Origin of the sequence: methanotrophic endosymbiont of Bathymodiolus puteoserpentis (Logatchev) (assembly GCF_900128525.1) — a bacterium.
Lineage (GTDB): Bacteria > Pseudomonadota > Gammaproteobacteria > Methylococcales > Methylomonadaceae > Methyloprofundus.
Window position 1 is genome coordinate 1 of sequence record NZ_FQTQ01000068.1, and the last position, 13,143, is coordinate 13,143.

12 protein-coding genes and 1 pseudogene are annotated in these 13,143 nt (G+C 40.3%); 7 read left to right on the forward strand and 6 right to left on the reverse strand.

What is annotated here, in order from left to right:
- Positions 1-116: 116 nt before the first annotated feature.
- Positions 117-1,253 (forward strand): efflux RND transporter permease subunit, encoded by a 1,137-nt coding sequence (locus tag BQ7314_RS06085; RefSeq protein ID WP_174482815.1) that lies wholly within the window; start codon positions 117-119, stop codon positions 1,251-1,253.
- Positions 1,254-1,486: 233 nt separating this feature from the next.
- Positions 1,487-2,266: an enoyl-CoA hydratase/isomerase family protein gene (locus BQ7314_RS06090; protein WP_174482816.1), complete on the forward strand. Its 780-nt coding sequence runs from the start codon at positions 1,487-1,489 to the stop codon at positions 2,264-2,266.
- A gap of 141 nt (positions 2,267-2,407) precedes the next feature.
- Here the strand turns inward: BQ7314_RS06090 and BQ7314_RS15775 are convergent, their stop codons facing one another.
- The 6 genes and pseudogenes from BQ7314_RS15775 to BQ7314_RS06120 all read right to left on the reverse strand — a co-directional run bounded on the left by BQ7314_RS15775 (position 2,408) and on the right by BQ7314_RS06120 (position 8,397).
- Entirely contained in the window at positions 2,408-2,671 is a 264-nt protein-coding gene (locus tag BQ7314_RS15775; protein ID WP_245394925.1) for a hypothetical protein, read from the reverse strand.
- Between the two features lie 24 nt (positions 2,672-2,695).
- A pseudogene (locus tag BQ7314_RS06100) lies at positions 2,696-3,628 on the reverse strand (DUF4056 domain-containing protein); the annotation flags it as partial.
- A gap of 450 nt (positions 3,629-4,078) precedes the next feature.
- Entirely contained in the window at positions 4,079-4,945 is an 867-nt protein-coding gene (locus tag BQ7314_RS06105) for a hypothetical protein (RefSeq protein ID WP_174482818.1), read from the reverse strand.
- A 524-nt stretch (positions 4,946-5,469) separates the two neighbouring features.
- Complete coding sequence (locus tag BQ7314_RS06110) at positions 5,470-7,125, reverse strand: esterase-like activity of phytase family protein (protein ID WP_174482819.1); 1,656 nt, start codon at positions 7,123-7,125, stop codon at positions 5,470-5,472.
- A 108-nt stretch (positions 7,126-7,233) separates the two neighbouring features.
- Complete coding sequence (locus BQ7314_RS06115) at positions 7,234-8,067, reverse strand: MOSC domain-containing protein (RefSeq protein ID WP_174482820.1); 834 nt, start codon at positions 8,065-8,067, stop codon at positions 7,234-7,236.
- A gap of 6 nt (positions 8,068-8,073) precedes the next feature.
- Positions 8,074-8,397 (reverse strand): hypothetical protein, encoded by a 324-nt coding sequence (locus BQ7314_RS06120; protein WP_174482821.1) that lies wholly within the window; start codon positions 8,395-8,397, stop codon positions 8,074-8,076.
- Positions 8,398-8,733: 336 nt separating this feature from the next.
- Here BQ7314_RS06120 and BQ7314_RS06125 point away from each other — a divergent pair, with 336 nt between their 5' ends.
- Genes BQ7314_RS06125 through BQ7314_RS06145 form a run of 5 tightly spaced genes read left to right on the forward strand, consistent with a single transcriptional unit; the run spans position 8,734 to position 13,096 of the window.
- Positions 8,734-9,909 (forward strand): ABC transporter substrate-binding protein, encoded by a 1,176-nt coding sequence (locus BQ7314_RS06125; RefSeq protein WP_174482822.1) that lies wholly within the window; start codon positions 8,734-8,736, stop codon positions 9,907-9,909.
- Positions 9,910-9,921: 12 nt separating this feature from the next.
- Entirely contained in the window at positions 9,922-10,884 is a 963-nt protein-coding gene (locus tag BQ7314_RS06130) for a PQQ-dependent catabolism-associated beta-propeller protein (protein ID WP_174482823.1), read from the forward strand.
- Positions 10,881-11,615 carry an ABC transporter ATP-binding protein gene (locus tag BQ7314_RS06135; RefSeq protein ID WP_174482824.1) on the forward strand — a complete coding sequence of 245 codons (735 nt, stop codon included), beginning with the start codon at positions 10,881-10,883 and terminating at the stop codon, positions 11,613-11,615. The genes BQ7314_RS06130 and BQ7314_RS06135 overlap by 4 nt, the downstream gene beginning before the upstream one ends.
- Positions 11,615-12,415 carry an ABC transporter permease gene (locus BQ7314_RS06140; RefSeq protein WP_174482825.1) on the forward strand — a complete coding sequence of 267 codons (801 nt, stop codon included), beginning with the start codon at positions 11,615-11,617 and terminating at the stop codon, positions 12,413-12,415. The genes BQ7314_RS06135 and BQ7314_RS06140 overlap by 1 nt, the downstream gene beginning before the upstream one ends.
- A 36-nt stretch (positions 12,416-12,451) precedes the next feature.
- Positions 12,452-13,096 carry a hypothetical protein gene (locus tag BQ7314_RS06145; protein ID WP_174482826.1) on the forward strand — a complete coding sequence of 215 codons (645 nt, stop codon included), beginning with the start codon at positions 12,452-12,454 and terminating at the stop codon, positions 13,094-13,096.
- The last annotated feature ends 47 nt before the right edge of the window (positions 13,097-13,143 follow it).

A 13,143-nucleotide genomic window follows, 5' to 3' on the forward strand; every position in this document is an offset into this window, starting at 1 on the left:
AAAGTTGCAGAGGGTTTTAAAGAGTCAATGCGAATTGTATTTGATGAGCACCTGAGGCAATGGAATTATACTGCCATTCCTGACGCAACAACTTTATAAGTTGCCTAAGTTATTTCATGCACATTCCTTATCCAAATGCTGAAATACGCACCGAACGCCTGGTTTTTGGCGCAAGTGTTGCCGCTAAAATTGAAGCGCGTTTTTCAGGTTCTGATCCTACTATCTTGCGTCAACTAGGGTCTCAAGCCACTGCCATTATGGCAGCAGAAGAGGCACTGATTGATGTACGTACTAATTGGCGACAAAAAGAATTGGTATTAGCGCCCGTCTTTAATGCTGAGCGAGCAAGGATAGCGGGAGTTGGTCTGGATGAAGTGGCGCTCAGTTTACGATTTGCTACGACGGGTGTACAAGCCAGTACCTACCGCGAAAATGACAAGCTCATTCCGATTGTTGCTAGACCGCCCGATGTGGAACGACATGACCCCAGTCGTTTAAATGATCGGCTAGTCTATAGTGCAGCAACTCAGACGTTTATCCCCCTCACACAGGTGATAGATCGTGTTGATACGATCAGTGAAGATGTTTTGATTCATCGCCGCAATCGAGTGCGCACTCTAGCTGCGCAGGCTGAACCTGCGCCTGGATTAACTGCCGATACAGCCAATAAACGTATTATAGAGCAGATTGAAGCAATAGAGCTGCCAGCGGGATATACGATGGAGTGGGGAGGGGAATATGAAAGTTCACGCGATGCACAAACTGCACTGAATTCTAAACTACCCATCAGTATGCTCATTATGTTGCTTATTAGTATTTTGTTATTTGGTAAAGTTCGTCAGCCGTTAATTATCTGGCTAGTGGTGCCAATGTCTGTTTGTGGTGTCGTGATCGGTTTGTTGACCACGGGAAAACCGTTTAGTTTTATGGCGTTATTGGGGCTTTTAAGTCTATCAGGGATGTTAATGAAAAATGCGATTGTGCTAGTCGATGAAATTGACACGCAAATTGCCGAAGATAAAGATCATTATGACGCTATTATTCATGCTAGTGTCAGTCGTATCCGCCCTGTATTTTTAGCGGCTGTGACCACTATTCTAGGTATGTTGCCTTTATTGAATGATGCTTTTTTTGCCAGTATGGCGGTCACTATTATGGGGGGACTGGCTTTCGCAACATTATTGACATTAATTGCAGTACCCGTGCTTTATGCATTATTTTTTAATATAAAACCCACACATGACATAGAATAAGGTCGAGCTGATGGGGGTAGCAATGATAAACTCAGTTAGTTTGTTTTATTAGAACTAATGCATAAAGATAGAGATTTTCATTGCTTATTTATAGCAAGAGTTATTGTTTGCCAATGAAACAAGACTTAAATAATTGACTGATGGCGTGTTTTTAAAAAAGCATTTAATGAATTATTAAAGCACAACTATTTCCGCAATAATTACTCTGTTTATGAGCATATAAGGACACTGTTATGAGTTTAAAATTAATTAAAGGTTTTTCAGATAGTGATATGTCTATTGACATTGAAGGTGCTGTTGTCATTTTTAGATTAAAAAGCAATGCGTTCAATTTAATGACTGATATAGATAAAAAAGAGCGCTATCAAAAGCTTTTTTCAGTTATAGAAGAAACTCCAGAAATTAAGGTCATTTTGTCTATATTTGCAGCCGGTGCACTGGATGAAAATTCTTATGCCCAATATATCTCTCATTTGTGTGGAGAACAACTAGCACTTAGAGACCTAGATAGTAACTGGGATTTTAAACAGCGACTCCCGCGCTTACGACAAATGGTTTTTCACCAAGACACAATCAAGCAGCGTAGTGCTTCAAAAAAGATAATTATCGATTGTTTACAAGGAGGTGTTGTTACCCCTTTTTTTGGCGAAACCTTATCAGCAGACTTCCGCTTTGCTACAGAACATATGCATTTTAAATTGGCGCACAGGCAGTATGGGCTTCATCCTTCTGGTGGACTTGCTTTTTTTCTGCCTAGATATGTTGGTGAGAGTAAAGCGATAGATATACTATTAAATATTGATACGATAACAGCAAAAGAAGCCTTGGAATTAGGCATCATTAATCGGATTGTTAGTACCAATAATTTTGAATTGGAATGTATTCAGCTGGCAAAAAAAATGTGTCAATCTAGTATAACTGTCATTGCAACGACAAAGCAGTTAACGTGCAGATTTAAAGATGAGTTAGAGGATTATTTTAATAGTGAAACAAAAATGATGCGCATAGGATAATAACCATCAGTGTTCATATTGTGTCTTAAAATTTTACTCAATGATTTTTTGCTTAAAAAACTGAATTCAAGTCATTTGTGGAGAAAGTCTTGAGCTTGTTTAAGCTAATAGAAAAAGCGTTACCCACTGTTTGTTTTCACTTTAAGGGGCTGGCCGATCAGCTTTTGCTCCTAATAATTTGACTACCTCGGTGCGGATTGCCTCAGAGAGGCGGAAAAAGTCAGCTTGTGTCACTGTTCTCTGATTCATCGTGAGTAGCGGGAAGCCATTATTGATAAGCTTGTCGTTGATGTCTATTTTAATCGTAACCAGATTGTCGAAGCGTATTCCTGCGATTCCTGAAGCATAGTATAAGTCGAGTCTGGGTTTGGCGTTAATACAGCTATCCAACATTGCATTAGCCATTATGATAGGCCAGGGTTTGATTTTTTCTTTTGTCAGAAAGTGGCGGCTTTGTGTAATCTGCCAGTCCGGCAAGCGTCGTTGCGAGTCCCACCATATACCGTCTACTCTATTTATCGCCTGTATGCCCTCATCTTTAGATACAGCTTGTAATCGGTCGAAGACACGCTTTATTCAAAGATCCATATTTCGGTTATAGGTATGATCATCAGTCATTTGTAAGTTAGTGATAATGCTACCAGCGATCTTGGTTCCGAGCAAATTCGAGTATAGGTCTTCTGGGGAGAAGGATGATAGTTTCTCTGGCCAGCCTATTAGCGATGCGAAGCCATACCAGGTAGCAATCTCGTGCCAGATTGATAGTTGGAATGCAGTCCATTGGCCAATACGGGAAACTAGAAGAAGGCGTCCATATTCATTTAAAAGTTCTTTGGGAATAGGATGAAAAATAATATGAATTTCACCACCTTGATCAGGTAATTTTATAATACCGCCTTTATCCATATTGCGGCCAGCTTGTGCAGCGAGAAAAATTGTCATATCTGCATTATCGCGCACATGCGCGACATCAATAAACCCCCCGCGACAGGTATAGACGAGACCGTTATTCTCGTCGTCGATCCAGCCACGATTGTCAGCAAGGTCGAACGAGATTAATCCATTATCATATTTGTGTGGCCCAAGGTCGCTAGGAGCGCGTATATTGTCTAGTTTAAACCCAACTAACGGTATCTCGCCAAGCTTAACCATCAGCCCATTTCCAAATGCGCAACAGGGTCGTAGTGCTTTAGGAGCTGGGATATCTGGAATGACATCTGACTCAAAATCATTAGTGTAGCTTCCGCCTTCGAGGTCATTTAAGGCTAAAGTAATCGCCTGCTCTGTTACTAAAACTTCTCCGGGGGCTTGCCAAATTGGAGCATTAGCACACCCTGTAGTAAGGAGGAAGATAAGGGACAAGGCACCGTGGAGTGAAATATTGCGTTGCTCATTTAGCGCAGAGTAGAAAGCTCGGTAGATGAGTTTTAAATAGAGTGTTGCAATCGGTTTGATATTGGACTCCCTATGTAAAATATCTTAGTTGTTTGTGAGGACGATTTGAAAAGTGTGACTATACGGAGTATATCAAAATACTCAATAGATGATTTTTACTCCTCAGAATATACATGAAATAACCTCGGCTGTTGAAAGCTAGGGAAATGGAGTGATAACGAAGTAATGATTTTTAGTCTGTAGTCGGAGACTGGATTGTTACCAATCCGAAGTGCACTGCGGTAGCAGTGCGCGAGGAAGGGAGATTAGTCGTTACCTCAGTAGTCTTCAATTCGTTGAGGTAACTTTAATGTAGCGACTTTTTTACGTTGTGAAGCGGGCGCAAGGCACCCCTAGGGTCACTTTAATTACTGGTGATCACTGACAAAAATGGGGGCTGGTATAAGCAAAGACGAAAGCAGTTTTTGTTAAAGAGGAAGTTGATGTCCATGCTGTCATTGTTTGCATTGCTTCAAAAACTTGCGCAGCACGATTAACTACATTCTCTGAATAATTTTCATTCTTATCTTTATATTTAAATGAAATTTCAGCGACTAAGGGGGATGTTGACGTGTCATTGTCATACCATAATGTGAGTGAGAATTTTGCGTTTAAATTGCCTAAATCGACAAGAGCTCCTTTATAAACCAGCTCAGTTATTGTTAAATTGCTGACAAGCTTAATAGGGTCGTTTAGGTTAAAATTATAAGCTGCTAATCCGCTATACAGGCCGACGGGGTCATTCATTTTATTAAGATTTTTAGTTGCGCCAATCTCCTGTGTCGTTGAGTGTGAATATTTGGCCGTAAAAGGCGTGCTAATATCTTCTTCAAACTTAGTGACAGGGTTGCGATGCGCTTCACCTTGCATATCTTTATGGCCTGCAATAAAACGGTCGTAATCACGATATTTCAAGGTGACTTCACGCTGACCATTCTCTTCGCGTTCACGAAAAATATAACCTTTTGCATTTAATTTGCAGGTTAAAGGTGTATCGTAAAACTTGATCCAACGTTGTTTGTCTAAAGTGAATGTACCAGTCGTATTCCGATTAATTTCTCCGCCTTCAATTAAGGGTCTCAAAGCACTCCAATAATTATTGACTGTAATATGGGGGGCTGCTCCCACAAATAAGCTAGGATTTAACATTAGTTTGTATTCTCGCGAACCTATTGCAGGTGTCGCATAACTATTGATACAGAATGCGGTGGTGAAAATACTTAATAAAAATTTAATTTTCTTCATCGTATAACTTTTTATAAAAGTATGGCATAGACAAGAAAAGCCTAGCAGTGGCTAGGCTTTTCAAGTGGATTAAGTTATGTCGCTAGCGATCAGTGCTATTTACGAGTCTCATATACCGTTGTTGTACCGCTCTGCCTCATGAAATACTTGGGACTTTTATCAACAAATATTCATTCAGATACAGGGCGAATTGGATAAGCCTCCAGTATGCCTCATTGCCATTAAATTAAGGAATTAGCTCATTGGGGCGCAGTGCTTTAGCCTGCTTTCATAGCTGAAAATAGCAGGCTAAAGCACTGCGCCCCATATTCTATTGCTCTTAACTTAATGACAGTGCAGTATTCCTGTATTCACTTTATAACGTACAAAAACTGCTACGTTAAAGCTCCCAAAGGCTGCTGGGAAACTATTAGCCTCTCTCGTGCACTACTACTGTAGTGCACGAGGATTAGCGAAAACTCTGTCACCTATTACGGACTAAAAATGATCACTTCGTTATCGCACCGTTTCCCTGATTTTCAGAGTTAGCGGATGGTTTCGCTTAAGTTAAGATCTTTAATGATATATAACTTGTTCCCATCAACCTGTGTTTTTTCAGCATCAATATATTTTTGTTCTAACACGCCACCAGTAGACCAGGTAGCGAAGTCATCATCATTCAAAACACCGATTGTATTTGCATCAATTAGCCAAAGACCTTCCATTTTGTCATGTGGATAACCCACTTCTGCAACCATATCCACTATCATTGATTTTTGTACTGGATAAATCCCTTGTTGCGCCAAAGCCTCCCAGCCTTCTGCCAAAACTAGCTCTTCTAAGGTTTTACCAGCAACGGTTAAACCTAGTGCGTCATCCTGCAATAAATCACCATTAATAGTGACTGTTTCCAAGTTAGTGGCATTGTTTAAATTAATTTTATAAATCAACTTTTGTGCGTTCGGTGATGCTGCTTTTGCGCCTCCGTTTAAAAAGCCACCATCTCGCTCAATGACCAAAAATTCAGTTGCACTTAGCGCAACAATTTCAGAATTTGAGTTTTGCGTTTTATCTTGCTTGTAGAGATACTGGCCTATTTCCCCTGTTTCCAGATTAACGGTAACAATACGTGTTATATCAAGATTTTTAACCGCTTTGCTTGGGTTATACATCGTTGATTGCATAATACCTACCAAAGTTTTTTGATCAGGTGTTATCGTTAAACCTTCCATTCCTCGGTTGGCACGGCGATTAGCAAATTCGGCAGGTAAATTTAAAATCGTACGAGGGTCTTCAGTGAAAGCATTAATACGTCCAATTTCTTTACCCGTTGCATCAAAATGTACCATGTGCGGACCATATTCATCACTGATCCAGAAAGTGCCATCTTGAAGTGCTGCTAAACCTTCACTATCTAAACCAAAATCATCCAGCTTAACATTACCCGCTGCATCTTTAATGACGTTACCCTTTGCATCATAAGGCGTTTCGCCTGTGCCACCTAGTGCGCTGGGGTTTGGTAAACCTGTAATCGGCTTACCTGAGGTATCTTTCAGAATGATATCTTTGATTAAAGTGACTTGCCCTGCTGAATTTAGTTCAAATAGACCGATGCGTGGCGCATAGTCAGGTGTGGGGAACATTTTTCCTTTACCTTCAGCACCTGTAAAAGTTGCATTGGGGCCACGATCAGTTAAGGCATAAAATTGATTGCTCTGCGAGGGGTGAGCCGTTGCTGCTGAACCATAACCCCCATTTCTGATTTCTACCCCTTCAATATCATCGCGTAATACCGTGTAAGGAAGATTTGTTCCAGATTGTGTAACGCTATCAGCATGACTTGCATCATCACTCACTTTAGATAAAGCTTCTTGTACTGAAAAGACATGTTGTGGTTTTTCGGGGTTTGCAGTAAAAGAGTGCCCCGCAACATAGACTTCGTTATTTAAAATACCGACATAGTTATCTGTTGGAGCGTAGTAACGATATAGCCATCCAGGCTCAGCTGTTAGTGTTTTGGTATTTGATGGAAAAGCGGTGATATTATTTGGAAAAAATGGTGCATAGTGCTGCTCAGCCCAATTTAAAATAAGGTTGGCATTATGCAGGGTATCCTCATTAACGGGCTGGTTTTGGGCGGTTGCTGTGCCATTTACACAAAGTAATGCGCCAGCAATAATCGAATAATGGATTTTTTTCATTAGAGATTCTCTATTGATTGGAAATAATTGATTATAGAAAATCTAAATGACGAAGATATGACGAAGATATGACGAAGACATGACAGGCAATATACTTGCAGGTTTTCTTTAGGATCTTATCTCTAAGGGCGGCTGGGAAGAGCCTGTCTTATGAATAATTAAGGTGTCATTGACGTGCAAAATACCTTGTTGATCATGCAACGCATTTTGACCAAAATAGACTTGGTTATGCCATTTTCGTGTGCGGGATAAAGTGCGCAAGGGTTCTTTATCGCTTATGGCTGTTTCAGGATTGATTTGCGGAATTGAGCAGCGTGCGCAAGGTTTAGGTAAGCGAAAATTGATATGGCCTATACTAATTTTTCGCCAAGTATCTTCCGCGTAACTAGCGCAGCCAGAAATGACTAAATTAGGTCGAAATCGTTGCATAGACAGGTTTAAGTTCATCTGTTGATTAAGCAAAGCAAGGGATGCTTCAGAGGTGATTAGAAAGGGAAAGCCATCGCTAAAAGAGGTTTGGTCACTGGCGAGAGCATAATTTTGATCTACGCTGCGTATACTGTTTTTGGCTTGATAGACTAAACGACAGGGCATTTGCAAATAATCACTAAACCATTGATCTGCTTCAGCGCTGATTAATTGTGCAGAGCATTGGTCATGCCAAACTGTAGCGAGTACCGTTGATGAGCTTTGTGCGGGTTCTAGGAATAAAATTAAATCTTCTTGCTCAGGTGCTGAGACGATCAGTTGCTGATTATTAATTTGGGTTTTTATCAGTGCCATTTTAGGTGCATGACGCTGTGATAAAAACTGTTGTTTATCATTAATGAGCATCCATTGTCTATCATATTTTAGCCCCGTCTCCGTAACGTCCCATGCGTTAACCTGAATGCCGCTAACAGATTTTATGGGATAAATAAAAATAGCATTGAGACGGGGCATAAAAGCTTATCCTAACAAGCCTTTAACTACTGTATCAGTTACTTTTCCCGCTTGAGCAAAAATTGCTTGGCTAGGGTCTTGAGCTATATTATTTTGTAGCTGATTTATTTGTTGCTGCGTATCTATATCTGTTTCTGGGCCAATTTCAGTACTTTCGTTATCAGTGCTGGATAGTGCTATTGCAGCAGCAGAAAAGCTAACGGTGTCAGTACTTGGTGGCGTCGGTGTTCGGCTATTTTCTGTCGCTACAGCTGATGTAGTACTTGGTTCTACTGTTTTAGCCGTTTCGATATTAAGTGTATTATTTAGGTTGGAAGTATTGATTTCCATAGTACCTCTCCTTATCAAGGTTTATTACTAGCATGTAATGGTAAAATCTGCTTTATCAGAAATGATGTGGTCGATAGCTGTGTTGTATTTTATCAAAGACCAAAGCTTATTATTTGTACTGTAAAATTAGGCATTTACTCTAGTTGTAGGGCGGAGAAAAAATATTATCGGACATATTTTAAAGAGTCGTTATAAAACCTATATTTACAATAATAGCGTTTATTAATATAGAATACCAATAACTATTTTTATGAACTTAATGTAATATCAAGAAAGTTCTGCTATTTTACTATAACTAGGCTATATTTTTATGTGTACTGATTCATATTTAAAGAGATGATATTTAATTTATTACGTTTATTTTTGCTACCCATGCTGTTGTTTGTTGCCTTATTTAGTGGGCAAGGGCTTGCAGGGACTAAGCAAGAGATAAAAATTGCTTATTTAACTCAGGAAAAGCAAGTCCCCGCTGCCTTGTCTAATCTTGAGCCATTTATTGCTGATAAAGGCTTGCAAGGCGCGCTATTAGGTATAGAAGATAATAATACGACAGGGCAGTTTACGGGGCAGAACTATTTTTTAAGACCAGAAATAGTGCCTTTAGGCGCAAATGTTCAGTTGGCATTTAGTGCTTTATTAAAAGAAGGGTATCGATTAATTATAGTTAATTTACCTGCTGCTCAGCTAGTACAAGTTCAGCAGCTCAATAATAATCAGGCTTTGCTTTTTGATGTCGCAACACGGACTGATGCTTTTCGACAGGCTCAGTGTTTACAAGATGTGTTACATATTTTGCCTAGCCGAGCAATGCGCGCTGATGCCTTAGCGCAATATATGTTGAAAAAACGTTGGCGTCATTGGTTTTTAGTTATTGGTGCAACACCTGAAGATGTGCTTTATGCGCAGGCAATAAGGCGTTCAGCTAAGCGTTTTGGCATGAAAATTATTGCCGAAAAGAAATGGTTGCATAGTTATGATGCGCGGCGTACTGCGCAGTCGGATATTCCAGTGTTTACTCAGGTTGATGAGTATGATGTCTTAGTGGTCGCTGATGAGCAAGGTTTGTTTGGTGAGTATATTAGCTACCGAACGTGGTTGCCACGTCCTGTGATAGGTACTCAGGGTTTAGTAGCAACAGCTTGGCACCGAACTCATGAGCAGTGGGGAGCGGTGCAAATTCAGAATCGGTTTAAAGCGTTAGCAGGGCGCAGTATGGAAGAGGAGGATTATGCTACTTATTTAGCTGTGCGCTCAATTGGTGAAGCGGTAACGCGTACTAAAGAAGTCGATGCTAGCTTAATAAAAGCTTATTTATTGAGTGAGCGCTTTAAATTACAAGGTTATAAAGGTAAGCCACTAAGTTTTAGGCCATGGAATGGTCAATTACGCCAGCCTGTATTATTGGCTGCACCAACTTCATTGGTCGCTGTGCCGCCTTTAGATGGCTTTTTACACCCTAAAAGTGAACTCGATACTTTAGGCTATGATCGACTTGAAACGCAATGCCAATAACTAGGAATTAGTATGAAAATTAAAGTTATTTTACTCAGTAGTTTGTTGCTGTCTACTTCGTTTGCAACCGCAGAAACCGTATTTGTTACGCTAGAAAAAGATAATGCCATTGCAGTCGTTGACCCTATTGCAGGAAAATTGCTGAAGACGGTTAATGTAGGGCAAAGGCCGCGCGGTATCGCGCTAAGTAAGGATCAGCAGACTTTATATATAGCAACGAGCGATGATGATGCGGTAATTGAGGTGGATGCCAATACTTTGCAGGTTAAAGGTAAATTGCCATCTGGTGAAGATCCAGAAACATTTGCTATTGATAGTCAAGGGACGCGCATGTATGTGTCTAATGAAGATGATAACCAGGTGACTGTGATTGATTTATCCAGTAAACAGGCGATTCAACAAGTCGCTGTTGGTGTTGAACCGGAAGGGATTGCAGTCAGTCCTGATAGTAAGTGGGTGGTAAGCGCTTCGGAAACAACCAATATGGTACATTGGATTGATGCAGCAAGTAATGAGATTAAAGCGAATACTTTGGTTGATCCACGGCCTAGAGCGTTAAGTTTTACAGCTGATGGGCAGCAACTATGGGTAACTTCAGAAATTGATGGGACTTTGATGATTATTGATGTCGTTAGCAAAGAAATTGTGCAGCGTGTGCATTTTTCTGTGCCGGGCTTAGGGCAAGAGAAGATTCAACCCGTGGGGGTGGTCATTGATAATAAAAGGCGGTGGGGCTATGTTGCTTTAGGACCTGCTAATCGCGTTGCTGTCGTTAATGCGCAAACTTTTGAAGTGGAAAAATACTTATTAGTTGGTGCTCGTGTTTGGAACTTGGCATTTTCTCCAGCACAAGAGCGTTTATATACCACTAATGGCGCTAGTCATGATATTTCTATTATTGATTTGCAAGAACACAAGGTTATCAAATCTATCGCAGTCGGGCGTTACCCGTGGGGAGTTGCCGTAAAGCCATGAGTGATATTGCATTAGAGGTAGTGAACTTAAGTTTTGCTTACGGTAAAAAGCAAGTTTTGCATGACTTGAGTTTTCAGGTTAAAAGGGGGCAATGCTGTATTTTGTTAGGCCCGAATGGGGCAGGGAAAAGTACTTTATTTTCGTTGATCACTCGGTTATATGCTTACAGACAAGGTGAGATTAATTTAGCCGGCTTTAATATCAAAAAAAAGCCATTAAAAGCGTTGGGGAAGCTGGGTGTGGTGTTTCAGCAAACGACCTTAGATTTGGATTTGACTGTGCAGCAAAATTTGCGCTATCACGCGGCTTTGCAAGGCATAGGGAGAAAAAAAGCTAATGCGAATATTCAAGAGCAATTAGAGCGGCTAGGCATGTATGAGCGTCGGGCTGAATTAGTGCGTCAGTTAAATGGCGGCCATAGACGGCGAGTGGAAATTGCTCGGGCTTTATTGCATAAGCCAAGTGTCTTATTGTTAGATGAGCCTACTGTGGGCTTGGATGTGCCGAGTAGAGAATCAATAGTGCAGCATGTGCATCAATTAGTGCAAGAAACTGATTTAGCGGTACTTTGGGCAACGCATCTTTTGGATGAAGTATATAGCACTGATAAATTGGTCGTTATTCATCAGGGGCGACTACAGGCTCAAGGGACAAGGGAAGATATTATGTGTAAGGCAGGGGTTGATAATCTTAATGATGCATTTTTTAACTTAACTCAAGGTAAAAGCTAATGCGTATTTTTCATTACTGGTATGCATTGTGGGGGATAGTTTTCCGTGAGTTATTGCGTTTTGTAAAGCAAAAGGAGCGTTTTTTGTCGGCTTTAGTCAGACCTTTGGTGTGGCTATTTGTTTTTGCTGCCGGCTTTAGAGCCGCTTTAGGCATTGCTATTATTCCTCCCTATGAAACTTATATTTTGTATGAAGTCTATATTACCCCTGGATTAATTGGCATGATCCAGTTATTTAATGGTATGCAAAGCTCATTGTCAATGGTTTATGATCGTGAGATGGGCAGTATGCGTATCTTATTAGTCAGTCCTTTACCGCGCTGGTTTCTGTTGGCATCTAAATTATTAGCAGGTGTTTTTGTTTCAATTTTACAGGTTTATGTGTTCCTTGGTGTTGCCTGGTTTTATGAAATACAAGCGCCTTTAGAGGGCTATTTATGGCTGTTGCCTGCCTTATTGTTGACAGGATTAATGTTAGGTGCTTTGGGTTTGTTGTTATCGTCATTTATTAAACAATTAGAAAATTTTGCGGGGGTAATGAATTTTGTTATCTTTCCGATGTTTTTTATGTCCACTGCACTGTATCCTTTATGGAAATTACAAGAATCTAGTGAGTGGCTATATAAATTAGCGGAATATAATCCTTTTTCCCAAGCAGTCGAATTTTTAAGGTTTGCCTTGTATGGGCAATTTAATCAAATGGCCTTTTGTTATACAGCGGTCGCATTTGTGTTATTTTTTCTCCTTGCTATTATTGGCTATAATCCTTCAAAAGGAATGATGCAGCGAAAGGGGCGGTGACAAGCTTTTTTGTGCAAATAATTAAATGAGGAATATGTGAGAAACTCTTTTTTTCTGGTCATCCCTGCGCAACAGGAAGATCCAGTCCGCTTAGAATTGTATACAGAAGTGGCGTTGAAACAGTGGATAGATGAACTCCCAAGAGCTAATCTCTCACTATCGACGCGTCTTTTGTATGATTTTATGCAAGAGAGTAATAAATTGCTTATGACAGCACAGCAGCGGCTTGATTATCTGGAGTTACTGCGCCCTTGTTATCTTGCTGTAGAGGAGGATTTACGTTCGCGTTTAACGAAAACAGGGTTTCCGAAAAGCGCGAATGAGCACAAAATTTATATGATTTTAGCTGCTATTGAGCGGGAGCTGTCGATTGGCTATTGGACGATTGTAAAAGAGCAGACACGTCGAGAGATAGGCTGGTTTCAAGGTAAGGATGTTGCGTTAGCTATTCAGCGAGTGATTAAGGGGTTAACAAGTATTATTGTTAGTCAGTATATTATGAGCCTGCCTATTCCTGAGTGGGTTTGGATTGACTTGCATTCTTTGTATAAACTGGCAGTGAAGTTAAAAAAAGAAACGACTAAAGTGCCTGATCCGTCGTGCTTGGTGAATCATAGTAGCACAATCCAAGATAGTTATAAGCAGTGCATCTTGCTTAGGAATGAGCACAAATTAATTTAGGCAAGTTCAATTTAAGAATTATAATGATGCAACTCATAAACTTTATT

Excerpts from the sequence above, each read along its gene's own strand:
- BQ7314_RS06140 (WP_174482825.1), top strand. The coding sequence starts at position 11,615 with ATGCGTATTTTTCATTACTGGTATGCATTGTGGGGGATAGTTTTCCGT.
- BQ7314_RS06115 (WP_174482820.1), bottom strand. The coding sequence starts at position 8,067 with ATGCCCCGTCTCAATGCTATTTTTATTTATCCCATAAAATCTGTTAGC.
- BQ7314_RS06125 (WP_174482822.1), top strand. The coding sequence starts at position 8,734 with ATGATATTTAATTTATTACGTTTATTTTTGCTACCCATGCTGTTGTTT.
- BQ7314_RS06135 (WP_174482824.1), top strand. The coding sequence starts at position 10,881 with ATGAGTGATATTGCATTAGAGGTAGTGAACTTAAGTTTTGCTTACGGT.
- BQ7314_RS15775 (WP_245394925.1), bottom strand. The coding sequence starts at position 2,671 with ATGGCTAATGCAATGTTGGATAGCTGTATTAACGCCAAACCCAGACTC.
- BQ7314_RS06105 (WP_174482818.1), bottom strand. The coding sequence starts at position 4,945 with ATGAAGAAAATTAAATTTTTATTAAGTATTTTCACCACCGCATTCTGT.
- BQ7314_RS06110 (WP_174482819.1), bottom strand. The coding sequence starts at position 7,125 with ATGAAAAAAATCCATTATTCGATTATTGCTGGCGCATTACTTTGTGTA.
- BQ7314_RS06090 (WP_174482816.1), top strand. The coding sequence starts at position 1,487 with ATGAGTTTAAAATTAATTAAAGGTTTTTCAGATAGTGATATGTCTATT.
- BQ7314_RS06120 (WP_174482821.1), bottom strand. The coding sequence starts at position 8,397 with ATGGAAATCAATACTTCCAACCTAAATAATACACTTAATATCGAAACG.
- BQ7314_RS06085 (WP_174482815.1), top strand. The coding sequence starts at position 117 with ATGCACATTCCTTATCCAAATGCTGAAATACGCACCGAACGCCTGGTT.
- BQ7314_RS06130 (WP_174482823.1), top strand. The coding sequence starts at position 9,922 with ATGAAAATTAAAGTTATTTTACTCAGTAGTTTGTTGCTGTCTACTTCG.